The sequence below is a fragment of the Streptomyces sp. NPDC025833 genome (assembly GCF_055558055.1).
Genome location: NZ_JBVHNF010000001.1, coordinates 396,324 through 418,185, shown reverse-complemented (window position 1 = coordinate 418,185; position 21,862 = coordinate 396,324). Strand labels below are relative to the sequence as shown.

Genomic DNA, 21,862 nt, shown 5'->3' with positions numbered 1-21,862 from the left:
CGGCGAGAGCCCTGACCGGCCGCGGCGCGCCGTCGGCGCGGACGACGACCCGTCGGCGCTGTGCGCAGCGCCCGTGCCGCCCGGCCGGTGGGCCGGGAGCGAGAGCGTCCGCACCGGCCCCGCCACCGGACTTCCGGTCCGCGACGCCTTCCGGCGCTCCGGCGAGAGCCCTGACCGGCCGCGGCGCGCCGTCGGCGCGGACGACGACCCGTCGGCGCTGTGCGCAGCGCCCGTGCCGCCCGGCCGGTGGGCCGGTGAGGACCCGCTGCTCCACCCCTGACCCCACCGCCCCGGCGGACGCCGGCCGCGGCCCGCGCACCTGGAAGGACACCCCCGCCGATGACCGACCGCACGACGATGACCCGGGCCGCGACGCGCGGCTTCCGCGCGGGCGACGGACCGCGGCTGGTGGAGGCGTGGCGCCGCAGCGCACCGGCCGACCCCGTCACCCCGGACCGCTTCCGCTCCCTGGTGCTGCTCGACGCCAACTTCGACCCGGAGGGACTGCGGATCGCCGCCGACGGCGACCGCGTCCTCGGCGCCGCCTACGCGGTGCGCCGGCTGACCCCGCTGGCCGGCACCGACCTGGAGCCCGGGCAGGGCTGGATCCCGTTCTTCTTCGTCGACCCGGACGCCCGCGGGCGCGGCCTCGGCCGGCACCTGCTGACCGAGGCCCTCGACTGGCTGCACGGCCACGGCCGCACCCGGGTGGACTTCTCCTCGTACACCCCGAACTACGTCTTCCCCGGCCTGGACGCCGAGGCGTACCCGGAGGCCGCCGGGCTGCTCGGCTCGCTGGGCTTCCGCACGCTCTACGAGGCGGCGGCGATGGACCGCGGCCTGGTCGGCTACCGCGTCCCGCAGGCCGTCGCGGACCGCGTGGCCGCGCTGACGGGGCTCGGCTACCGGTTCGGCACGCCCGCCGACGACGACCTGGTGGACCTCCTCGCGCTCGCCGGGACGCACTTCGGCCCGGACTGGGCGCGTACCGTCCGGGACTGCCTGGTCGCGGGCACCCCGCCGGACCGCATCGTCACCGCCCGGGACCCCGGCGGCCGCATGGTCGGCTGGGCGATGCACGGCGCGTTCGACTCCGTGGACGAACGGTTCGGGCCGATCGGGGTGCTGGAGGAGACGCGCGGCACCGGACTCGGCGAGATCCTCCTCCACCTGGTCCTGGAGCGGATGCGGGCCCGCCGGGCGCACGCCGCCTGGTTCCTGTGGACCGGCGAGCAGTCCCCGGCGGGCCACCTCTACCGCAAGGCGGGCTTCACCGTCACCCGGAGGTTCCGGGTGATGCGCCGGGAGGCCGCCGGATGACGCCGGCCCGCCGCCCCGGCGACCGCCCGCCGGCCGCTGCGGGGCCCGGTCCGAGCCGCCGCGGGCTGGCGCTCGCCCTGCCCGCGGCGCTGCTCGCCGCCGGCTGCGCCGCACCCCACCGGGGCACCGGACGGCCCGGCGACCCGATCGTCCTCACCCTGCTCTCCCACTACGCGAGCGGAGAGCTGAAGGCGGCCCTCCAGGGCCCGGTCGACGAGTGGAACGCCACCCACGACCGGGTCAAGGTCCGCACGAGCGCCGTGGACTTCACCGACCTGCTGACCACGTTCATGGTCCGGCAGACCGCGGGCCGGGGCGCGGACATCCTCCACCCGTACTGCCTGTGGAACGGCCAGCTCGTCCGGGCCGGGGTGCTGCGGCCCGCGCCGCCCGAGGCCGCCGAGGAGATCAGGCGCGGCTACGGCGCGGCACCGGTCGGCGCCGCCTCGGTGGGCGGAACGGTCTACGGCTACCCGACCGAGCTGCAGACCTACGCCCTCTACTACAACAAGCGGCTGCTGCGCGAGGCCGGCGTCCACGGCCCGCCGCGCACCTGGCGGGAGCTGGAGGAGACGGCCTGCCGCACCGCCCGCCGGGACCGGTACGGCAACACGCTCGTCCAGGGGTTCGGGCTGTCGGTCTACGACGACTCCACCACGGTCGGCCAGACGCTCGCCCTGCTCAACGCCGCCGGCGGGCGGTTCGTGTCGGCGGACGGCCGGAGCACGGCCATCGACTCGCCGGCCGGGCGCGCCGTGTTCGAGCTGGAGCACCGCCTCGTCACGAAGGGCGCGAGCGCCCCCGGCGTCAACGTCTACCAGGCGTTCCCGTCCGGGCGGGTGGCCATGGTCGTCGGCGCCGGCTGGTGGACCGGGAGCCTGAAGTCCCTGATGGGCGGGGACTACCGGGACGTCGGGGTCGCGCCCGTGCCGGTCCCCGAGGAGGGCGGCCGGCGCGCCACTCTCGGCACCGGGTTCATGCTGGGCGTCAACACGGCGTGCCGCCACCCGCGCGAGGCCTGGGAGTTCCTGCGCTGGCTCAACGCGGAGCGGGCGGGTGTGCGGGGCGCCGCCCGCGGCGCGCGGGCCACCCGGATGAGCGCGCTCCAGGTGTCGGTCGGTTCGCTGACCGGCCGCGCCCAGGACATGCGGACGCTGCTCGGCAGGGCCGGCGATCCCAACCTGCGCCCGTTCCTCGACGCGCTGGCGTACGCGGTGCCGGAGCCGAACGGACCGGGCGCGCAGCAGGCCAAGTCGCTGCTGCGGCAGAACATCGAGGCCCTGTGGACCGGTCAGCGGTCGGTCGGCGAGGCGCTGTCCACCGTCCGCCGCCAGGTCGACCGGGAGGTGGCGCGCTCATGGTGAACACCCTGCTGCCCGAGACGGCCGGGCGGGCCGGGACCGGCCCCCCGGCCACCGCGGGGGCCACCGGCGGCCCCCGCCGGGCGCGGCACCGCCAGACGGTCGTCGCCTACCTGTTCCTGGCGCCGGTGCTGCTGTTCTTCGCCGTGTTCCTGATCCTGCCGCTCGGCTTCGCCCTGCTGCTGTCGCTGTCCCGGTGGACTGGGTTCGACCTCGGTGACATCGAGCCGGCCGGCCTGTCCAACTTCACCGGCCTGTTCGCGGACGGCTCCACGTTCCTGACACCGGTCCTGACCAACACGCTGCTGTACGCCCTCGGCACCGTGGTCCTCGCGCTCGCCGGCTCCCTGCTCGTCGCCACCTGCATCGACAGACTGCGCTTCCAGGGATTCTGGCGGACCCTGTACTTCCTGCCGATCGTCACGACCGTCGTCGCCGTGGGCAACGTGTGGAAGTACATGTACGAGCCGGGCGGCCTGGTCAACGGCGTCCTCAACGCCTTCGGGATCGGCTCGGTGGCGTTCCTCCAGGACCCGGACACCGCGCTGCCCGCGGTCGTGGTCGTCCAGGCGTGGGCCTCGGTCGGCTCGGCGATCCTCATCCTGACCGCCGGACTGAAGTCCGTGCCCGGGGCGTACTACGAGGCCGCCGCGCTGGACGGCGCCGGACCCGTCACCGCCTTCCTGCGGATCACCCTCCCGCTGCTGCGGCCGTCCCTGCTGTTCGTGTGCGTCACCCAGTTCCTCACCGGCCTCCAGTCGTTCGCGCTGATCATCGTGATGACCCGGGGCGGACCGGGCGACGCGACCGACGTGGCCGCGCTGGAGATGTACCGGCAGGCGTTCGGCCACGGCGACTGGGGCACGGCCGCGGCCGCCGCCTTCGTGCTGTTCCTGGTGGTCCTCGCGGTCACGCTGGCCCAGTTGTGGGTCTTCCGGCGCACCGGGGAGGACGCGTGAACCGCCGCCGCCTCCCGTGGGTTTCGTACCTGCTGGTCGCCACCGGCGCGGTGCTCACGGTGGTGCCGTTCCTCGACATGGTGCTGACGTCCTTCAAGGGGCCCGGCGAGGCGGGCACGCTGCCGTACCGGTTCCTGCCCGAGGCGTTCGACCTGTCCAACTACCGGGCGGCGGTCGACCAGCTCGATCTGCCGGTCCTCTTCCGCAACAGCGTCGTCGCCACCGCGCTGATCACCGCCTCGGTGCTGCTCACGTCGTCGCTCGCCGGCTACGCCCTCGCCAAACTCCGCTTCCCCGGACGGGACTTCGTCTTCCGGCTGGTCCTGTCGACGATGATGTTCCCGCCGTTCCTGTTCTTCGTCCCGCACTTCCTGATCCTGGTGCACTGGCCGCTGGCCGGCGGCAACGACCTGCTCGGGCGCGGCGGGGCCGGCCTGACCGTCAGTATCGTGGCGCTCGCCGTGCCGTTCCTCGTCAACGGTTTCGGGATCTTCCTGACCCGCCAGTTCGTGCTCGCCGTCCCGGACGAGGTCCTGGAGGCCGCGCGCATCGACGGCGCCGGCGAGTTCACGGTGTGGTGGCGGATCGTCGTCCCGCAGACCGGACCGGTGCTCGTCACGCTCGGGCTGCTGACCTTCGTCGACGCCTGGAACGAGTACATCTGGGCGCTGCTCGTCTCGACCGCCGACCCGGACGTGATGACCCTGCCCGTCGGCATCCAGCTCCTCCAGGACCACGTCGACCCGGCCCGCACGACACCCGTCGTCATGGCCGGGCTCGTCCTGAGCGTCCTGCCGGTCCTCGTCCTCTTCCTGCTGCTCCAGAGGCACTACGTGCGGGGCGTGATGCTCAGCGGCCTCAAGTAGCGGCCCCGGCCCGCGGAAGGCGGCCGGGTCACGGCCGGGACACACCGCCGTCCGTGATCTCGACGGCGGCGACCGGCCGGTACCACCATGGGGCACGGCCGGAAACGAAGGGGGACCGCGCATGCGGGTGACCGACGCGCCCTTGCGCGTCCTGGCGGTGGACGACGAGCGGTCCGCCCTCGACGAGCTGCTCCGCCTGCTGGGGGAGGACCCCCGGGTCGGCACGGCCGTGCCCGCCCGGTCGGGCGGAGAGGCGCTGCGCCGGCTCAGCGGGGCCGGGGCGGACGGCGCGGAGGGCTTCGACGTCGTCTTCCTCGGCATCGACGTGCCCGGACTCGGCGGACTCGAACTCGCCCGGCTGCTCACCGGGTTCGCCGCCCCGCCACTGGTCGTCTTCGTCACCGCGCACCCGGACTTCGCCGTGCGGGCCTTCGACTTGAAGGCGGTCGACTACCTGCTCAGGCCGCTCCGCAAGGAGCGCTTCGCCGAGGCCGTGCGGCGGGTCGCCGAGCTGGTCCGGGCCGGACAGGGCCCCCGTCCGGCCGTCGGCGACCAGGTGCCGGTCGAGCTGGGCGGGGTGACCCGGTTCGTGCCCCTCGCCGACATCACCCACGTCGAGGCGCAGGGCGACTACGCGCGGCTGCACACCGGCCGGGGCAGCCATCTGGTGCGGATCCCGCTGTCCACCCTGGAGGAGCGGTGGCGCTCCCGTGGCTTCGTGCGCATCCACCGCAGCCGGCTCGTCGCCCTCGCCAGGGTCGAGGAACTGCGCGTGGACGGCGGCAACCTGACCGTCCGGATCGGCGACCGGGTCCTCGCCGTGAGCCGGCGCCACGCCCGGGAGGTCCGCGACCTGCTGGCCGGCCGCGCGACGGTACGGCCCCGCCGGCCGCAGCCGCCGAACCCCGGCCGGTACCGTCAAGTCAGCCTCTACGAAGGGGACTTGACGGGCCCGTGTTAGGTTGGCCCGATGGACGCAGAGCACCCTCCGCAGGCCGGGACGGCAGTCGCCCGGCACGGCTCGTTCACCCTCGGCAAGGAATTCGCGGTGACGCGCTCCGAGGTCTTCCGCGGCTTCGCCGACCCGTCGCTGCGCAGCCGCTGGTTCCGGCTCCCCGGCCGTTCCGCCACCGCCGAGCACCGGCTGGACTTCCGCGTCGGCGGTGCGGAGGAGGCGCGCAACGTCTTCGTCTCCGGGGACACCGAGGAACGCCTCGCCTACCGCTCCCGGTTCGTGGACATCGTGCCGGACACCCGGATCCTCCACGTCTACGAGACCGAGGTGGACGGCAGTCGCCGCTGGGTCTCCCTCGTCACCGTCGAACTGTCCGACACCGACACCGACACCGACAGCGACACAGACACAGACACGGACACCGGCGGCTGCCGCCTGACCTGGACCGAGCAGTACACCTGGCTCGTACCCACCGGGGACGGCTCCCAGGACCTCGACCACCTGCGCGGCGGCACCCGCCTGCTGCTCAACGGCCTGTCCACGGTGGTCGAACCGGAGCGCTACGCCGGCCTGCACCGGCGCTGAGCGCCGTACGGCGCCCGGCGCGGGCAGGCCCGGGCCGCGGCGGGGCCGGGGTCACACCCGCGTGCCGGTCGGCGCCCGGCCGTCGCCGGTCCGGGCCCGCTCGGCGAACCAGGCGATGGTGCGCCGCAGCCCCTCGCGCATCGGCACCACCGGCTCCCAGTCCAGCACCTCCCGGGCCAGCGTGATGTCGGGGCGCCGCACGGCCGGATCGTCCGCGGGGCGGGGGATGCCCGTCAGCGGCGAGTCCGACCCGGCCAGGTCGCGGATCAGCAGGGCGAGGTCCCGGATGCGGATCTCGTCCGGGTTGCCGATGTTCATCGGCCCGGGGTGGTCCGAGAACGCCAGCTCGACGATGCCGCGCACGGTGTCGTCCACATGGCAGATGGAGCGGGTCTGGCTGCCGTCGCCGGCCACCGTCAGCGGCTCGCCCTTCAGCGCCTGCTGGACGAAGGCGGGCACGGCGCGGCCGTCGTCCGCGCGCATCCGGTGCCCGTAGGTGTTGAACAGCCGGACGATCGCCGTGTCCACCTGGCGGGCGCCGCGGTAGGCCGTGGTCAGGGCCTCGGCGTAGCGCTTGGCCTCGTCGTAGACGCTGCGCGGGCCGACCGGGTTCACGTTCCCCCAGTAGCTCTCCGGCTGGGGGTGCCGTTCCGGGTCGCCGTACACCTCCGAGGTCGAGGTCAGCACGAAGCGGGCCTTCTTCTCGTACGCCATGCCCAGCACGTGCAGGGTGCCGAGGCTGCCGACCTTCAGGGTCTCCAGGGGCAGCCGCAGGTAGTCCACCGGCGAGGCGGCCGAGGCCAGGTGGAACACCAGGTCCACCGGCCCGGGGACGTGCACGAAGTCGGTGACGTCGCACTGGATCAGCCGGAAGTTCTCGTGGCCGATGAGGTGTTCCACGTTGGCCGGGTCCCCGGTCAGGAAGTTGTCCAGGCACACGACGGACAGGCCGCGCTCGATCAGCGCGTCGCACAGGTGTGAGCCGAGGAAACCGGAGCCGCCGGTGACGACGGCCCGCCGGAACGTTCGCGCACGCACGTGATCCCTCCCGATGGATCGCGATGGGGCCGGACGTGGCCGCCCGGCCCGGACAGCCGGGGAACCCGCTCGGATCCGCCCGGCGATCCGGCCCCATACTGTCCCGGACGCAACGTTAACTGCCGCGTGAATAAGGGAGGTTGCAGGACGGGCATGGTGTCGCACGGGTGTCCGCGGCAGAGGGGCGGGGCGGGGACCGGCACCCTGCCGCGCCGCCACCCGGACCCGTACGGCGACGGCCGGCCGCCCCGGGACGCCCGAGCCGACCGGCCGCTTCCCACCCGGGTGAGGTGCCGGGACGGTCCGATCGGCGCCCGGCGGCGTGGTCGAGCGTGACGGCCTCCCGGACCGTCCGGGCGGGACCGGCGCTCCCGGGTACTCGTTCGTCCCGGCGATCTCCAGGTCGACGTTTCCGTACCGGTGCGGGACTTCCGCCCGCTCCGGTCGGCCCGTCCGCGGCTCCTGCTCGGTGTCCGGCAGGCGGAACGCGCTACGGCGGCCGCCCCTGGCGGGCGCGCCGTCCGCCGCCCGCGCGGCTCATCCGGCCGGTTCCACCCTGACGTCCCGCTTGCCGACGTCGGGGTCGGTGAACTCCAGCAGGCGCCCGGCCTCCCCGGTCAGTTCCTCGACGGCCCGGGCGGGCAGCGGCTCGAAGGGCGTCAGCGTCAGCGTGGCGGACGCCTTGCGCCGGGCCACCTTCCAGGTGCCGCGCACGAAGCCGTCCCACAGGAAGGCGGCGGCGACCCGCAGGTTCTTCGACACCAGCCGCGGCCGGTGCTCCTCGCTCACGATCCGGGTGCGGTCGTCGTGGGCGAGCACCAGGCTGTCGAACTCCGGCAGCAGGCGGGCCGGGGCCTCCACCCGCGCGCCGGGACGCGGCGCCTCGGGCAGGTCGAACAGCTCCCGGCCGTTCTCGTCCCGGAAGACCGCCAACCGCGGCCGCAGCTCCTCGAAGACGGGCTTCAGCCTCGGCATGCCCGTCCAGGTCTGGGCGTCGGCCACGCTCGCCGGCCCGTAGGCGGCCAGGTAGCGCAGCAGGAAGGGGCCGAGGGCGGCGTCGGGGTCGGGCGCCGCGCCGAGCCACTCCTCGGCCAGGGTGAACCGCGCCACCGCGGGGAAGGCCCAGGGCGCGTCCGTCGGCACCATCACCAGGGGGAGCTGCATCCGGACCAGGTAGCCGAGGGCCCGGTCGTCGACGTCCGGGAAGCGCTCGGTCAGGCGCTCGCGGATGGTGTCGAAAGCGGCGGGGCCGTCGCCCAGGACGGAGCGCGCCGCCTCCAGCAGTTCCCCGGGTTCGGGCTGCGGGCCGCCGATGCGCTTGCGGACGGAGGCGGCCGACGCGGTCAGCAGGGGTTGCAGTGCGGTCCGGAAGGCCAGGTAGTCGCGGGCGCTCGTCAGGTGCAGGGTGGCCCGCACGTGGGTGGCGCGCACCACCTCGCGGTCGTGGAGGGCCTCGCGCAGCGCGTCGGCGGTCAGGTCCTCGACCCGGCTCCACAGCCCGGTGAACGTGGGCCGTGCCTCCTGCGCCTGCATCGCCAGCAGCCGCTCCACCGCCTCGGCGGCGCCGGTCTTCTCGCGGGCCAGTAGCAGCTGGCGGGCGAGGGTGGCGCGGTTGAGTTCCACCCGGGTGAGGACGTCGGTCACGGGGCCCCTGTCCCTGCGAAAGGGAACCTTCCACAGCACACCTTCTCGGGCTCGCACCCTAGCCGACCGGCGGCCTCGCGGTGACCGCCCGGCACGTCGCCGGGACGCGGCGGACGCCGGAGCCGGCCGCGGGCCGCCGACGGCGGCCCGCGGCGCCGGCCCGGCACGGTGGAGCCGGACGGTACCGGAGGCGCTGCCCCGACAGGAGCCGGGCGACGAGCCCGGCCCGGTCAGCGGGCCAGTTCGCCGAGGAGCGCCCAGGTGCGGCGGCGGTCCGCCTCTCCCGCGATGCCGGTGCTGGAGAACACCACCTCGGTGGCGCCGGCGTCGCGGTAACGCCGTACCTCGGCTTCGACCGCCTTCTCGTCACCGATCACGGCGACGTCCGCGGCCCGGCGGCCGCCGGAGAGTTCGATGGCCCGCGCGTAGGACGGGAACTGTTCGTAGAACGCGAGGCTCTCGGTCGCCTTGGCCCGCACCGCGTCCACGTCGTCGGTGACCACCCCGGGCACCAGGGCCACGATCCTGGGCGCCGGGCGCCCGGCGGCGTCCGCCGCGGCCGTCAGGGCGGGGACGATGTGCTCCGCCAGGGCGCGGGGACCGGCCAGGTACGGCAGGATCCCGTCCGCCAGCTCACCGCTGACCCGCAGCGCCTGCGGCCCCATCGCGGCGACCAGCAGGGGTACGCCGGCCTCCGCGCCCGGTACCCGCGCCGGGATCGGGGTGGTGGCGCTGAGCAGCTCACCGTGGAAGTCGGTCGTGCCGGTCTCGAACAACTGCCGCAGCACGGTGAGGAATTCGCGCAGCCGGGCGATGGGACGCTCGAAGGGCAGGCCGAAGCCGGTCTCCGTCAGCAGCTTGGTGCCCAGGGCCAGCCCGAGGTGGTAGCGGCCGTGTGTCGCCGCCTGGGCGGTCTGGGCCTGGCTGGAGACGTGCAGCGGGTGCCGGCCGAAGACGGGGATGGCGGAGGTGCCCACGTGCAGCCCGGGTACCGCGCGCCCGACGAGCGCGGCGAGCTGGGGTGAGTCCGGACCGAAGGTCTGGCCGAACCAGGCCGACCGCAGACCGGCGGCCGCGGCCTCCTGCGCGAGCCGTACGCTGGCGTCGACCTGGTTCGCCGCGTCGGACGCGTCGAGTGTCACTCCTACTGTCATGCCGATCACAACGGGCCCCCGCCGCAACCGCATTCCGGCCCGCGTGTGACAGCTTCTTGTCAGTCGTGTGTACGACCCCTCGTACGCCGTGCACCATGCGCACGGCACGCCGCGTCCCGCGAACTCACCCGCAGGACGCGCCCCGGAGAGTTCCTGGTCGAGGTCGAGGGCGTGCCGGTGGATGACGACACCCGAGTCGGCGGGTGCCGTCCCGGCGGTCGCGTGGTCGCGTCCACCGCCTGGGCGTCGGGCGTCGGGCGTCGGGCCGCCGGGTCAGCCGGTCGGCCCGGTCAGCTTCCCGGCCTCGTCACGCAGGCTCCTGATGGCCGCCAACGCCGTGTCACGCTCGGCTCTGATCCGCGCACCCGGGTCCGTGAGACCGCCGAGCGACTTCTCCACCGCCACCAGCCACTCGTTCAGGTGCCGCGTACCGGAGTCGTCGAGGACACTGCGCGTTCTGCTCGCCTCTTCGTCGAAGTGTTTCCTGATCGTCTTCCGGTGGTCGTCGAGCTTCTTCCGCTCGCTCCAGTCGTGGACGACACCCCGCAGGTCGACCAACGGCCCGAGGACCGTCAGCGCCCACTGCGCCTTGCTCGCCGTGCCGGCGACCTTCTCGGCCGCCTTGCCCCGGCCCCACGGTTTGAACTTGCCCGTTTCGCTGCTCACCTTCCTGCCGACGTTGAGCACCCTCTGGCCCACCGGGTGCCTGTTGATCCAGGTCGCGAGGTCGGAGGCCGCGCTGCCGCCCGCCGCGACGTTCCCCATCCACTCCTGAAACCTCCTGGCGCCCGCCTTCACCCCCTTCTCCGCGCCTTCCCTGACCGCACGAGCGAACCGTGACGCCTCCTCCGAGGACGCGTCGATCGTCGCCTCGGGCGAGTCGAGTTCGTTCACCCAGGCTTCGGGCTCGGGCACGTCGGTTCCGTACTCGGCGACCAGCGCCTCGAACGCCGTCCTCATCGACAAGGCGAACGTGGCGTCGAACTCGGTCATCGCACGCGTCAGTTCTTCGCTGACGTCACGGGCGACGCTGGTAGGAACGCCGCCGTCCCTCTCCGAGACGCCGTCCGCGCTCCTGTTCCCCGCCGCTCTGGTCACGGACGCGACGACATGGCTCTCCCTCTCCAGGGTGTCGAGCACGTCCCGCTTCACCCGGGAGATCGACTCCTCGACCTTCCGCGCCGTCTCCGCGGCCCCGAGTTCCTCGCCGTCCAGCACCCAGTGCCGCTCGGCGTCCGCCAGGACCCGGAGGAGTTCGAACGCCTGCGCCTTGGGCCGGACACCGCCGACACCGGGCGCGACCAGTCTCCGCAACTCGTCCGCGAGGGCGTCGACGCCGCTCTCCGAGAACAGCCATGCACGCTGGGCGGCCGTGAGGTCCGGGTCATTGATCGCGTCCACGTGATCGCGCGCGTCGGTCGGCACGACCGGGACACGGTCGGCGAAGGGCCCGAGCCGCTTGCGCATCTCGTCGAGGACGATGCCGCGATCACTGTTCTCGGCGTTCATCTTGTTGACGACGACCACACTCCGGTCGGCGAACCCGTCGGCGCCGAGCGCGTCCAGGATCGCCTCGGTCTCCGCTTCGCCCGGCAGCTCGCTGGTCGTCACGATCAGCAGCGCGTCCGCGGCACGCACGCCGCGACGCGCCGCGTCGGAATGCCCGTCGTCGCCCGACAGCGTTCCCGGCAGGTCGACGAGCGTCACGCCGTCCCACTCGTACGGCGTCGGCTCGTGCGTCCTGGGTGCCGCGTCGACGAGAGCGTCGACAGCGGCCGGCGGGAGCCGCAGCAGCGCCGCGACGAGCATCGACTTGCCGGCGCTGTACGGGCCCAGGAGCGCGATCCGCAGCGGACTCGCATCCGCCCGGGGGAGGGCCGCCACCAGTTCCCGAGTACGGGCGTGAGCGCCCAGAACCCGCCCGGCCCGTGCACTCAGCGCGAGCACGCGGGCGTTGAGGCCCCCGTCGCCCCCCACCACGCCGTCCGGGTTGCCGTCAGCCATCCGTCTTCCCTTCGCTCGCTCCGCGGGTGCCGGCCGGTGCGACGGGGCTCCCGGAGTCCGGACAGATCTCGATCCGCTCGGTGAGGACGTCCACGAGCCCGGCCCGCAGGCATGCCCGCACGTCCACGATCCGCGCCGCGTCGGCCCGGACGCGCAGTTCGACGCCTGGTGTTCGGCGCACCGAGCGGACCGCCGCCGGGTCCCCGCCGGCCAGGTCCATGAGCCGGCGCACCAGTACGAGGTCGATCGCGTCGAGGGCGGACCGCACGGCCGGCTCCAGCCGGCGGAGCTGCTCGAACCGCTCGCGTGTACGGCTGATGTCCGCCGTCTGCTCCCGGAACTGGGCGACGACACGGGCCGTCGTGTCCTCGACGATGCGCGCCAGCCGTGCGTCTTCGCCGTCGAACCGTTCGTCGAGTTCGGCCTCGGCCGCGGCGGCGGTCGCGCCGGTCCACTCGTGCTTCACCCGCGCCGAGCGGTCGACTTCACGGCTCACCGCCTTCGCCGCCCCGACCACCGCGTCCAGCAGGTAGCCCACCGCCACCGTGGCAGGGGTGGCCCTGGCGGCGCCCGCGGCGAGCTTCTTGGTGATCCCACGGGCGGCGAAGGACTGCACCAGGGTCGTTCCCGCTCCCCCCGCGGCCACCGCGATCCAGCGCCAGGGCGTCACGTCGGGCCGTTGCCCTACGTGCGGGTGCTCGTCGTCCTGCCGTTCCGCGACGCCTTCCGGTGTGCGCAGCACCCGCTCCCGTTCGCGTACTTCCCGCTCGATCTCACTTTCGAGGATCGAGGTGAAGCCCGCCGGCTCCAGGCCGGTGATGAAGTCGTCCCACCGCCGCGCGTGGTCCGCGCCGCCGAGGTGCGGAACCACACCCGACAGCTCCTCCTTGGCATGGTGGCGCCTGGCCGCGAGGCGGTCGCGCGTGTTCCGGCCCGCGATCCGGATCGCTTCGAGCAGCGCGGCCTGCTGACTCGACGCCGAGCGCTCGAGTTCGCCGAGTGCGCGGCCGATCCGGGGGAGTTCCTCGATCGCCCGGTCGTGGAACGCGGCCAGCGGTGCTCGTACACCTTCGGCCAGCCGCACGGCGCGCAGCGGAATCGCCCGCTCGGCCAGGAGCCGCGCGAGGGACCGCTCCAGCTCGGGCAGCCTGCTCGCCCGGAAGGCCCTCTCCGCCAGTTCTCCGTCGCCGGTGGACAGCGCTTCGTGCGCCGCACCGGAGTGGACCGCGAGAACGACGGGCGCCGCGACTCCGGCCGACTCGGAGACCTGCGCGATCCGGACGGCGTGCCCCGGAGCCGACGCGAACGCTCTCTCCGGACGCTGCGCGAAGAGCTGGAGGCGGCCCGGTGTGTCGACCCGGTCCTTCACGTTGACGACCGCGAGCAGGGGCTTCCCCGAGAGGAGGAGCCGCCGGAGTTCGGCGGACTCCTCGTCGCGCAGCGTGTCGGCGTAGTTCCATACGACCGCGTCGGCGCTGTCGCACGCGTCCCGCGCGCGTCGGGCGTCGAGGTCGTCGTCCTTCGCGGCGACGCCCGGAGTGTCGAGGTAGGTCACGGCGCCGAGTTCGAACGCGATGGTCTCCCGGGTGGTCCGGTGCGCCCCCCGCCCGATCCCGGTCCGGTCCGCGTCGCGTGTCAGGGCCTTCCGGAGCGTGGTCTTCCCTGACTTGGTCCGCCCGGCGATGGCCACGAGCAGTCCGCCCCGCGCCGCGGGCATGTCCCGGGCGGCATCGCGCAGTTCGCGTTCGAGCTCCCCGATGCGGCCGGCGATCGCGACGAGATGCTCGCTCTCCGCCGCGTGCGCGGAGTACGACGGGCGCCGGAGGCGGGCGTCGATCTCGGCCCGGAGGGCGGAGCGGATGTCACGGTAGTCCGATCGACTCGTGTCCACCGCCCCGAACGGAAGGGCGAGTTCGCCGGCCAGGGGCTCAAGGGCCGCGCGGAGTCCCGGTTCGGTTCGCCGTGCGTCCATGGCCGCCGCCACGCGGTCGAACAGCCCGACGTGCGCCGCGTACCAGGACTCGAGCGCGCGCAACTCGTCGATGCCGCTCCGGGAGGCGACCGCCGGCAGCCCGGTGACGAGTCGTGCGGCCGTACTCATGGCGGGCGCGGCCGGCGGAGCGGTCGAGTGCACGGGGACCGTCACGAGTCCCTGCTCGATCACCGCCCGTACGCCGCCGTCCGCGAGCAGCTCCAGGGTGCTCCCGGCGACGGCTCCGGTGTCGCGGGCCCCGATCGCCCAGACCAGGGCATCGCGCCGATCCGCTCGGAACCCGAAGCGCGGGTCCGGCCCGAGCCAGCGCCACCATTCCGGTTGCCCCGACAGGACCGCCTCGTACGACTCCTTGGCGGCGGCGAAGTCCCGGACCTTGCCGAGCAGCGTCACCAGGTCCCGGTTCGGCAGGTCCCGAGCGGCGGAGACGCTGTGTCCGAGCACGAGTTCACGTGCGCCCGCCGCCTGCCGGCTGCCCCGGCGGTGACGACTCAGGTCGGTCACCGCGCGATCGACGTCGACGTCGAGGATGGAACGCCAGATCTCCTCGGGCCACGCCTGATCCGCACGACGGCACTGTTCGAGGACCGGGGGCAGGACCCGTTCCGCGAGCGCCACGGCGGCGAGGTCCGCCCGAAGCGCTTCCGCCGTCACGCCCTCGAACGCCTGGAGATGAGGCCGCAGCCCTTCGAGCCGCGTCAACTCCCTGAGCGTTCCGGCCTCGCCCGGCGTCAGGGTCCGGCCCCGAGCAGTGGCCAGGCGGGCCAGGTCCCGTTCCTCGACGCAGGCCGCCACGGCACCGGACACCCACTGGAGAGTGGTCCCGGACGGCGGCAGCCCGGCACACCCATACGCCTGGGCGACCGCCTCGACCCGCTCGGCCAGCCTCCTGAGTGCGGCCGGCCCGGCCGTGGCGTCGACACCCAGGGGTTCGAGCAGGAGGGCCGGCACCTCGGCCCGGAGACTCCTCGTGTCACTCACCCCTGCTCCTCGCGGGGACGGTGGTACCCAGACTCGCAGACGGCCGGGGCTCGGGGTGTCCGGCCAGGTCGAGCGGGACCGGTCGCGGCACGACTCGGCCCGATCGGGTCCGCACGCCCAGGAGGTGCATGTGCATGTAGACGCGGACGCCCCGGACGGGGAAAAGGTTGCACGGGTTCGAGGGGGGAAGTGCGTTCCCCGCCGCCGTGACCGCGGCGGACGACCCTGCGCAGCGCATCCCGGCTCGGCGTGCCCGAGCGCGCGCCGTGGCAGCCGAAGCCGCATGGCGGCCTCCGCCGCACCGCGTGTCCGGTCGCTGCGACGTATCCCGGAATTCCGGCCGACCGTGATGACCGCACGAGAACTCGGAAGAATGAGCCGGATAAAAAAAGGGGCCGGGCCTCATGACGCTGGAGCGGGGGCGTCCGGAAGTCCGGTAATTCGGGGAACGGGAAAACCAATGGGCTGGGGCCCGTGTCCCAAGAGACCGGGCCCCAGCCCTATGGTGCGCGAACCTCGGGCTCGCGACGATCAGCGTCCGCGTCAGGCAGGAACGATGTTCTCGGCCTGCGGGCCCTTCTGGCCCTGCGTGACGTCGAAGCTGACCTTCTGGCCTTCCTGAAGCTCGCGGAAGCCGCCGTTGCTGATGATGTTCGAGTAGTGGGCGAACACGTCAGCGCCGCCGCCGTCCTGCTCGATGAAGCCGAAGCCCTTTTCCGCGTTGAACCACTTCACGGTGCCAGATGCCATATTGAATCTCCCTTTGGGGGCAGTGCCGGTCTCCGCACTTTGCGGAGCCGAGTCGCTGCGATGATCACCCCTCCGGAAAGATCCGGAAAGCTCTGCAAAGATGAAATCTTCGGTAACCAAAACTGCAACTGTCGTCAGGCTAACACAGGGTGGGCGGAGGCGGTGTCGGCTTTTCCGGGCCGTCCGGTAATTGTTCTCCCGTGCCGGGGTGTATTTCTGTACTGGCGGGACTAGGTTTCCGCGCCACGCTCGTCCGGCCTCCGGTGTATTCCTCGGTGCGGACGCAGGGCGTCGCCGGGGCGATCGCGTGCCGCCGCGCCGGCGGGCGGCCGGGGTGGGCCCGATCGCCGTCGGCCTTGCCGCGGTCACGTCGGGACCCCTCCGCACGAAGGCCGCCCGGGTGCGCAATACTCCCCCGATGAGTTCACGCACCTCCCCGGCCGGCAGGCCGGTCACCATACGGAGGGCCGTCGCGCGGGATGCCAGACGGCTCACGCGGCTCGTGCGTGGTTCAGGTGCCTACGAGGGCAAGTACGCGGCCGCGGTCGCGGGCTACCGGGTCGGCCCCGACTACATCGAGACCCACCGTGTCCACGTGGCCGTCGGCTCCGGCGAGCAGGACGGCCGGGTCCTCGGGTTCTACTCGCTCGTCCTCGCTCCACCGGAGCTGGACCTGCTGTTCGTCGCCGACGAAGCGCAGGGCCGGGGTATCGGGCGACTGCTCGTCGCGCACATGCGGTCCGAGGCCCGTGCCGCCGGGCTGGACCGTGTCAGGGTCGTGTCGCACGTGCCCGCCGCGGACTTCTACCACCGCGTCGGCGCGCTGCGGACCGGGACCGCCCTCGCGCACCCGCCCGCCGTCCCGTGGGACCGTCCCGAATTCGAGTTCCGGATACCGCCGGAGTGACGTGGTGTGCCGGTTCGCAGGACACCGGCCTCGCGTGCACGGGGAACTCCGTCCACGCCGTCGTCTCCGTCCTGACGAGGGGGCGTCTGCGCCGGCCGCCCCCCTCGTCCGGCGCCCACGGTCCTGAAGAGGGGGACGACGGGGGCGCCGGGCGCTGCCGGTCGTGGCCGGCTGGGCGGGAGGGCATCCGAGCGAACGGTCTTCCTGATGCGCCCGCGCCAGAAGCAGGCACGCGGCGCGAGGAGAAAAAGTATCGCGGCCACAGTAGAAATTTACTCTCCGTGGGGCTAACGTTGTCGTCGTACCCGGAAGTCGAAGTGGGCACAGCAGGTAGGACGGCTGTGCGGGCTGATCGGAAGGACACGGCCTCGGCGAGGCCGTGAGCAGCACCTGCGGTATCCGCGCAATCGAAAGGCAAGGAGCAGAACGCCATCAGGATCGCCCGGGCGAGGACACGGTCCGCCCGGGTACCGCAAGGCCCCGGATTGGAAGGTGGTCCCCGGTCACGCATCCGCGATCCCCGCTGCCCCGCCCCCCCGGGCGGCCGCGGAACAAGAAGGCCGGCGCGGTGCGCCGGTAGATGGTGTGGAAAGCTCGGGGCCCGGGTGCCGGTACTGGCACCCGGGCCCCCCGACGGGTCCCCGGAAGCCCGCGCCCGTGCCCTGGTCGACCAGGGCACCGCCGTAGAGGCCGCCTGCCACATCGTCATCCTTGAGGACCAGCTCGAAGAGGCGCAGCGCAGCGACGAGCGACTGCGCGCCGAGAGCGGCAGGCCCCGGCCGAAGACATCGGCCTGAGCGGAACGCCCGAACCCGAGGCGACCGGTGCACCCGCCGGCGGCTGGCCCCGGTCGGGGGCCGCGCCGCCGAGGCGGCACCGCCCGGGGGTCCGTCGCGGGCGGTGCCGCGGCCGAAGCGGTGGCCGCGCTGCCGGGTGGTGGCTCAGGCGTCGATGATGACGGGGATGATGAGAGGCTTGCGGCGATGGGTGCGGAACGCCCAGTTCGCCACGGCGCGGGCGATCAGCTGTTCGAGTTGACGCGCGTCCCCGACGCCTTCCTCGGCAGCGGTGGCCAGGGTCTTCTCGATGACCGGGACGACCGGTTCGAAGGTGGCGTCGTCGTGGACGAAGCCCCGGGCCAGGAAGTCGGGGGCCTCGGCGAGGGCGCCGGTGTCCGCGTCGACGATCGCCACCACCGTGACCACGCCTTCGGCGGCGAGGGTGAGGCGGTCCTTGAGGGACGCCTCGGTGGCGCCGCCGACTTCCATGCCGTCCACGTAGACGTTGCCGGCGGCGACCTTGCCGGTGATGGACGCGCGCCCGTCGACCAGGTCGACGACGACGCCGTCCTCGGCGACGACGACCCGGTCGGGGTCGACGCCGGTACGGACGGCGAGGTCGGCGTTGGCCCGCAGGTGGCGGTATTCGCCGTGCACGGGCATGACGTTGCGCGGTTTGACGATGTTGTAGCAGTAGACGAGTTCGCCGGCGCTGGCGTGCCCGGAGACGTGCACCTTGGCGTTGCCCTTGTGGACCACGTGCGCGCCCCACCGGGTCAGTCCGTTGATCACCCGGTAGATGGCGTTCTCGTTGCCGGGGATGAGGGAAGAGGCGAGCAGGACGGTGTCGCCCTTGCCGATGCGGATCATGTGGTCGCGGTTGGCCATCCGCGACAGCGCGGCCATCGGTTCGCCCTGGGAGCCGGTGCACACCAGGGTGATCTTGTGGTCCGGGAGCTTCTCCAGCTCCTTCGTGTTCACGACCAGACCGGAGGGGACCTTCAGGTAGCCCAGGTCGCGGGCGATGCCCATGTTGCGCACCATCGACCGGCCGACGAAGGCGACCTTGCGGCCGTGCTGGTGGGCGGCGTCCAGGACCTGCTGGATGCGGTGCACGTGGCTGGCGAAGCTGGAGACGATGACCCGGCGCGGCGCGGTGCGCATCACCTGCTCGATCGCCGGGTTCAGCTCTCTCTCGGAGGTGGTGAAGCCGGGTACCTCGGCGTTGGTGGAATCGGTGAGGAACAGGTCCACGCCCTCCTCGCCGAGGCGGGCGAAGGCGCGCAGGTCGGTGATGCGGTCGTCGAGGGGGAACTGGTCCATCTTGAAGTCGCCGGTGTGCAGCACCATCCCGGCCCGGGTGCGGATGGCGACCGCGAGGCTGTCGGGGATGGAGTGGTTGACCGCCACGAACTCGCAGTCGAAGGGCCCGAAGCCACGCCGGTCGCCCTCCCGCACCCGCACCGTGCGCGGCCGGATGCCGTGCTCCTTGAGCTTGGCCTCCAGGAACGCCAGCGTCAGCTTGGAGCCGACGACGGGAATGTCGGACCGCTCGCGCAGCAGGTACGGCACGCCGCCGATGTGGTCCTCGTGGCCGTGGGTGAGCACCACGGCCACGACGTCGTCCAGCCGGTCCCGGATCGAGGTGAAGTCCGGCAGGATCACGTCCACGCCGGGCTGGGTCTCCTCGGGGAACAGCACGCCGCAGTCGACGATGAGCAGCTTGCCCGCGTGCTCGAAGACGGTCATGTTGCGGCCGATCTCACCCAGGCCGCCCAGGGCAATGACCCGCAGCCCTCCTTCGGGAAGGGGCGGTGCGGCTTTCAACTCAGGGTGCGGATGACTCATACCCTGACGGTACCCGGAGAGCGAACAAGGTGATCCACTGCCTGTGCGATCCGACGAACGCCCGATACGCTCCGACGCCGCAGACATACTCGGCGCGGCACGACCGAGGCGGTCGCCGACCTGAGCGCCGGCGGCACGATGTGCCGGGAGGCCCCCGCGTCCAAAGGCATGCCGATGTACAGTGATCGACGCCCCTGACCTGCAGAAAGCCGGCGGGGAGCCGTCCTCTAGGAGTCCGAAGTGCTGCGTACGATGTTCAAGTCCAAGATCCATCGCGCCACCGTCACCCAGGCCGACCTGCACTACGTGGGATCGGTGACCATCGACGCCGATCTCCTCGACGCCGCCGATCTGCTGCCCGGCGAACTGGTGCACATCGTGGACATCACCAACGGCGCCCGGCTGGAGACGTACGTCATCGAGGGCGAGCGCGGGTCCGGGGTCGTCGGGATCAACGGTGCCGCGGCCCACCTCGTCCACCCCGGCGATCTGGTGATCATCATCAGCTACGCCCAGGTCACCGACGCGGAGGCGCGTGAGCTGCGGCCCCGCGTCGTGCACGTCGACGCCGGCAACCGGATCGTGTCCCTCGGCGCCGATCCGTCCGAGCCGGTGCCGGGTTCCGGCCAGCAGCGCAGCCCGCAGGCCGCCGGGGCCTGACCGGCGGGCCGGGATCGAGGCCGGGGCCGGCCGCGGTGAAGGCGCGGGTCGTGGCGGGCGCTTCGCGCCGGGGGCGTCCGCGCGGTCCGGTTCCGGTCCTCCCCGCCGGCGGACCCGGCCGCGGGGCGGGGGCGGTGCCGGGCGGGCAGGGCCCTGACCGGGTCGTTCCGTGCCGTCGTCGGGTGAGTGGGCGGGCGGCCTCCGGGTAGGCGGGGGAGTAGTCCAGAGGCGACGACCCGTGACAGCCCGGAGGACCTCATGACGCACCCGCACCCCGACCCGGTACCGCCCGGCCCGACCCCCGGCCCCGGGCCGACCCCGCCGGATCCCTACCCGACCCCGGTCCCGCCCCCGGAACCGGCCCCGCAGCCCACGCCGCCGGCGCCGGGCCCCGACCCCACTCCGCCCCCGGCGCCCCCGGCCCCGGGCCCACCGGAGCCGTCACCGTCCCCCATCCCGCCGGGTCCGGAACCCACGCCGACGCCGGAACCGGGCCCGCCCCTCACCTGAGACGGGTCGGCCGGTCCGGACAGGTCGCGGCCGTCCGGCACAGACCGGCCGGGGAAGCCGGTCGCGGCGTCCGCGCCGTCCCCCCTACGCCGAGACCTCCGACCGGTCCCCGCCCCACAGGGTGTGGAACGTCCCGTCCCGGTCCACCCTGCGGTAGGTGTGCGCCCCGAAGAAGTCCCGCTGGCCCTGGGTGAGCGCCGCGGGCAGCCGGTGCGCCCGCAGCCCGTCGTAGTACGCCAGCGCCGCCGCGAAGCCCGGCGTCGGCACGCCCTGCCGGACCGCCGCCACCACGACCTCCCGCCAGTCGCCCTGGGCCGCGGCGATCTCCCGCGCGAACGTCTCGTCCGACAGCAGGCTCGGCAGGTCGGGGCGGGCGTCGTACGCGGCGCGGATGCGGTCCAGGAAGGCCGCCCGGATGATGCAGCCCCCGCGCCAGATCGCGGAGACGGCGCCCAGGTCGATGTCCCAGCCGTACTCCTCGCTGCCCGCGGCGATCTCGTGGAAGCCCTGCGTGTACGACACGATCTTGGAGGCGTACAGCGCCTGCTCCACCCGGTCCGCGAAGGCCGCCGCCTCCGCCTCGTCCAGCGGGGCCGCCGAGGGCCCGGCCAGGCCCCGCGAGGCGTCCCGCAGCGCCGCGTGGCCGGACAGCGAGCGGGCGAAGACGGCCTCGGCGATGCCGGACACCGGGACGCCCAGGTCCAGCGCGATCTGCACGGTCCAGCGGCCGGTGCCCTTCTGCTCGGCCTGGTCCACCACGACGTCCACGAACGGCTCGCCCGTGGCGGCGTCCACGTGGGACAGCACCTCCGCGGTGATCTCGATCAGGTAGGAGTCCAGGCGGCCGGTGTTCCAGGTGCGGAAGACGTCCGCGATCCGCGCGGGCGCGTACCCGGCGACGTCGCGCAGCAACTGGTACGCCTCGCCGATCAGCTGCATGTCGGCGTACTCGATGCCGTTGTGCACCATCTTCACGAAGTGCCCGGCGCCGTCCGGACCGCAGTGCGTGACGCACGGGGCGCCGTCCGCGGCCTTCGCGGAGATCTTCTCCAGCATCGGGCCCAGCGACGCGTACGACTCCTCGGACCCGCCCGGCATGATGCTCGGGCCGTGCAGCGCGCCCTCCTCGCCGCCGGAGATGCCCGTGCCGACGAAGTGGACGCCCCGCTCGCGCAGCTCCCGCTCCCGGCGCCGGGTGTCCGCGAAGTGCGCGTTGCCGCCGTCGATGATCATGTCGCCGGGCTCCAGCAGCGGGGCGAACTCCTCGATCACCGCGTCCGTCGGGTCACCCGCCTTGACCATGACGACCAGGCGGCGCGGGCGCTCCAGCGCCGCCACGAAGTCCTCCGCGGTCTCGGCCGGGACGAAGTCGCCCTCCTGACCGAACTCCTCCACCAGGGCCTTCGTCCGGGCGACCGTTCGGTTGTGCACGGCGACCGCGTAGCCGTTGCGGGCGAAGTTCCGGGCGAGATTGCGGCCCATGACCGCCAGGCCCGTGACACCGATCTGCGCTGAACTGCTCATACCGCCTGCTCCCTGGGCGCCTGG

The 21,862-nt window shown here is 73.4% G+C and carries 17 protein-coding genes and 1 pseudogene; 10 read left to right on the top strand and 8 right to left on the bottom strand.

Features of this window, described 5'->3' with window-relative positions; translation table 11 throughout:
* From ACZ4K2_RS01805 to ACZ4K2_RS01775, 7 genes are all read left to right on the top strand, one after another.
* Nucleotides 1-280, top strand: a 280-nt coding sequence (locus tag ACZ4K2_RS01805) for a hypothetical protein (protein WP_467769935.1), incomplete at its 5' end; no start/stop codon positions are given.
* Between the two features lie 59 nt (nucleotides 281-339).
* On the top strand, nucleotides 340-1,320 hold the full coding sequence (locus ACZ4K2_RS01800; protein WP_467472453.1) for a GNAT family N-acetyltransferase: 981 nt from the start codon (nucleotides 340-342) through the stop codon (nucleotides 1,318-1,320).
* On the top strand, nucleotides 1,317-2,684 hold the full coding sequence (locus ACZ4K2_RS01795) for an ABC transporter substrate-binding protein (protein ID WP_467472455.1): 1,368 nt from the start codon (nucleotides 1,317-1,319) through the stop codon (nucleotides 2,682-2,684). Before ACZ4K2_RS01800 ends, ACZ4K2_RS01795 begins: the two co-directional genes overlap by 4 nt.
* A complete protein-coding gene (locus tag ACZ4K2_RS01790; RefSeq protein WP_467472458.1) occupies nucleotides 2,678-3,640 on the top strand; it encodes a carbohydrate ABC transporter permease in 963 nt (320 codons plus the stop codon). The genes ACZ4K2_RS01795 and ACZ4K2_RS01790 overlap by 7 nt, the downstream gene beginning before the upstream one ends.
* Nucleotides 3,637-4,506: a carbohydrate ABC transporter permease gene (locus ACZ4K2_RS01785; RefSeq protein ID WP_467472460.1), complete on the top strand. Its 870-nt coding sequence runs from the start codon at nucleotides 3,637-3,639 to the stop codon at nucleotides 4,504-4,506. The genes ACZ4K2_RS01790 and ACZ4K2_RS01785 overlap by 4 nt, the downstream gene beginning before the upstream one ends.
* 121 nt (nucleotides 4,507-4,627) lie before the next feature.
* Entirely contained in the window at nucleotides 4,628-5,467 is an 840-nt protein-coding gene (locus tag ACZ4K2_RS01780; protein ID WP_467472462.1) for a LytR/AlgR family response regulator transcription factor, read from the top strand.
* A 9-nt stretch (nucleotides 5,468-5,476) separates the two neighbouring features.
* On the top strand, nucleotides 5,477-6,046 hold the full coding sequence (locus ACZ4K2_RS01775; protein ID WP_467472465.1) for an SRPBCC domain-containing protein: 570 nt from the start codon (nucleotides 5,477-5,479) through the stop codon (nucleotides 6,044-6,046).
* 51 nt (nucleotides 6,047-6,097) lie between these two features.
* Here the strand turns inward: ACZ4K2_RS01775 and ACZ4K2_RS01770 are convergent, their stop codons facing one another.
* The 6 genes from ACZ4K2_RS01770 to ACZ4K2_RS01745 form a co-directional block, all read right to left on the bottom strand.
* Nucleotides 6,098-7,084, bottom strand: a complete 987-nt coding sequence (locus ACZ4K2_RS01770) for a UDP-glucuronic acid decarboxylase family protein (protein WP_467472468.1) — start codon at nucleotides 7,082-7,084, stop codon at nucleotides 6,098-6,100.
* Between the two features lie 537 nt (nucleotides 7,085-7,621).
* A complete protein-coding gene (locus ACZ4K2_RS01765) occupies nucleotides 7,622-8,728 on the bottom strand; it encodes a winged helix DNA-binding domain-containing protein (RefSeq protein WP_467472472.1) in 1,107 nt (368 codons plus the stop codon).
* 230 nt (nucleotides 8,729-8,958) lie between these two features.
* Nucleotides 8,959-9,882 carry an LLM class F420-dependent oxidoreductase gene (locus ACZ4K2_RS01760; RefSeq protein ID WP_467472475.1) on the bottom strand — a complete coding sequence of 308 codons (924 nt, stop codon included), beginning with the start codon at nucleotides 9,880-9,882 and terminating at the stop codon, nucleotides 8,959-8,961.
* 273 nt (nucleotides 9,883-10,155) lie between these two features.
* Nucleotides 10,156-11,886 (bottom strand): GTPase, encoded by a 1,731-nt coding sequence (locus ACZ4K2_RS01755; protein WP_467472478.1) that lies wholly within the window; start codon nucleotides 11,884-11,886, stop codon nucleotides 10,156-10,158.
* Nucleotides 11,879-14,860 (bottom strand): GTPase, encoded by a 2,982-nt coding sequence (locus tag ACZ4K2_RS01750; protein WP_467472481.1) that lies wholly within the window; start codon nucleotides 14,858-14,860, stop codon nucleotides 11,879-11,881. The genes ACZ4K2_RS01755 and ACZ4K2_RS01750 overlap by 8 nt, the downstream gene beginning before the upstream one ends.
* A 543-nt stretch (nucleotides 14,861-15,403) precedes the next feature.
* Nucleotides 15,404-15,610 (bottom strand): cold-shock protein, encoded by a 207-nt coding sequence (locus tag ACZ4K2_RS01745; RefSeq protein WP_067116135.1) that lies wholly within the window; start codon nucleotides 15,608-15,610, stop codon nucleotides 15,404-15,406.
* A 418-nt stretch (nucleotides 15,611-16,028) separates the two neighbouring features.
* On the opposite strand from ACZ4K2_RS01745, the gene ACZ4K2_RS01740 reads away from it, so the two are divergent.
* Both ACZ4K2_RS01740 and ACZ4K2_RS01735 read left to right on the top strand, forming a co-directional pair.
* Complete coding sequence (locus tag ACZ4K2_RS01740; protein ID WP_467472487.1) at nucleotides 16,029-16,517, top strand: GNAT family N-acetyltransferase; 489 nt, start codon at nucleotides 16,029-16,031, stop codon at nucleotides 16,515-16,517.
* Nucleotides 16,518-17,164: 647 nt separating this feature from the next.
* A pseudogene (locus tag ACZ4K2_RS01735) lies at nucleotides 17,165-17,314 on the top strand (MerR family DNA-binding transcriptional regulator); the annotation flags it as partial.
* A 144-nt stretch (nucleotides 17,315-17,458) separates the two neighbouring features.
* On the opposite strand, the gene ACZ4K2_RS01730 reads toward ACZ4K2_RS01735, so the two are convergent.
* The gene (locus tag ACZ4K2_RS01730) at nucleotides 17,459-19,144 is read right to left on the bottom strand and encodes a ribonuclease J (protein WP_467472490.1); all 1,686 of its coding nucleotides are present in this window, start codon (nucleotides 19,142-19,144) and stop codon (nucleotides 17,459-17,461) included.
* A 240-nt stretch (nucleotides 19,145-19,384) separates the two neighbouring features.
* Between ACZ4K2_RS01730 and panD the strand changes: the two genes are divergently transcribed.
* Nucleotides 19,385-19,804 carry an aspartate 1-decarboxylase gene (gene panD, locus ACZ4K2_RS01725; protein WP_467472492.1) on the top strand — a complete coding sequence of 140 codons (420 nt, stop codon included), beginning with the start codon at nucleotides 19,385-19,387 and terminating at the stop codon, nucleotides 19,802-19,804.
* A 594-nt stretch (nucleotides 19,805-20,398) separates the two neighbouring features.
* Here panD and gndA read toward each other — a convergent pair.
* Nucleotides 20,399-21,838 carry an NADP-dependent phosphogluconate dehydrogenase gene (gndA, locus tag ACZ4K2_RS01720; protein WP_467472495.1) on the bottom strand — a complete coding sequence of 480 codons (1,440 nt, stop codon included), beginning with the start codon at nucleotides 21,836-21,838 and terminating at the stop codon, nucleotides 20,399-20,401.
* Nucleotides 21,839-21,862 lie beyond the last annotated feature (24 nt).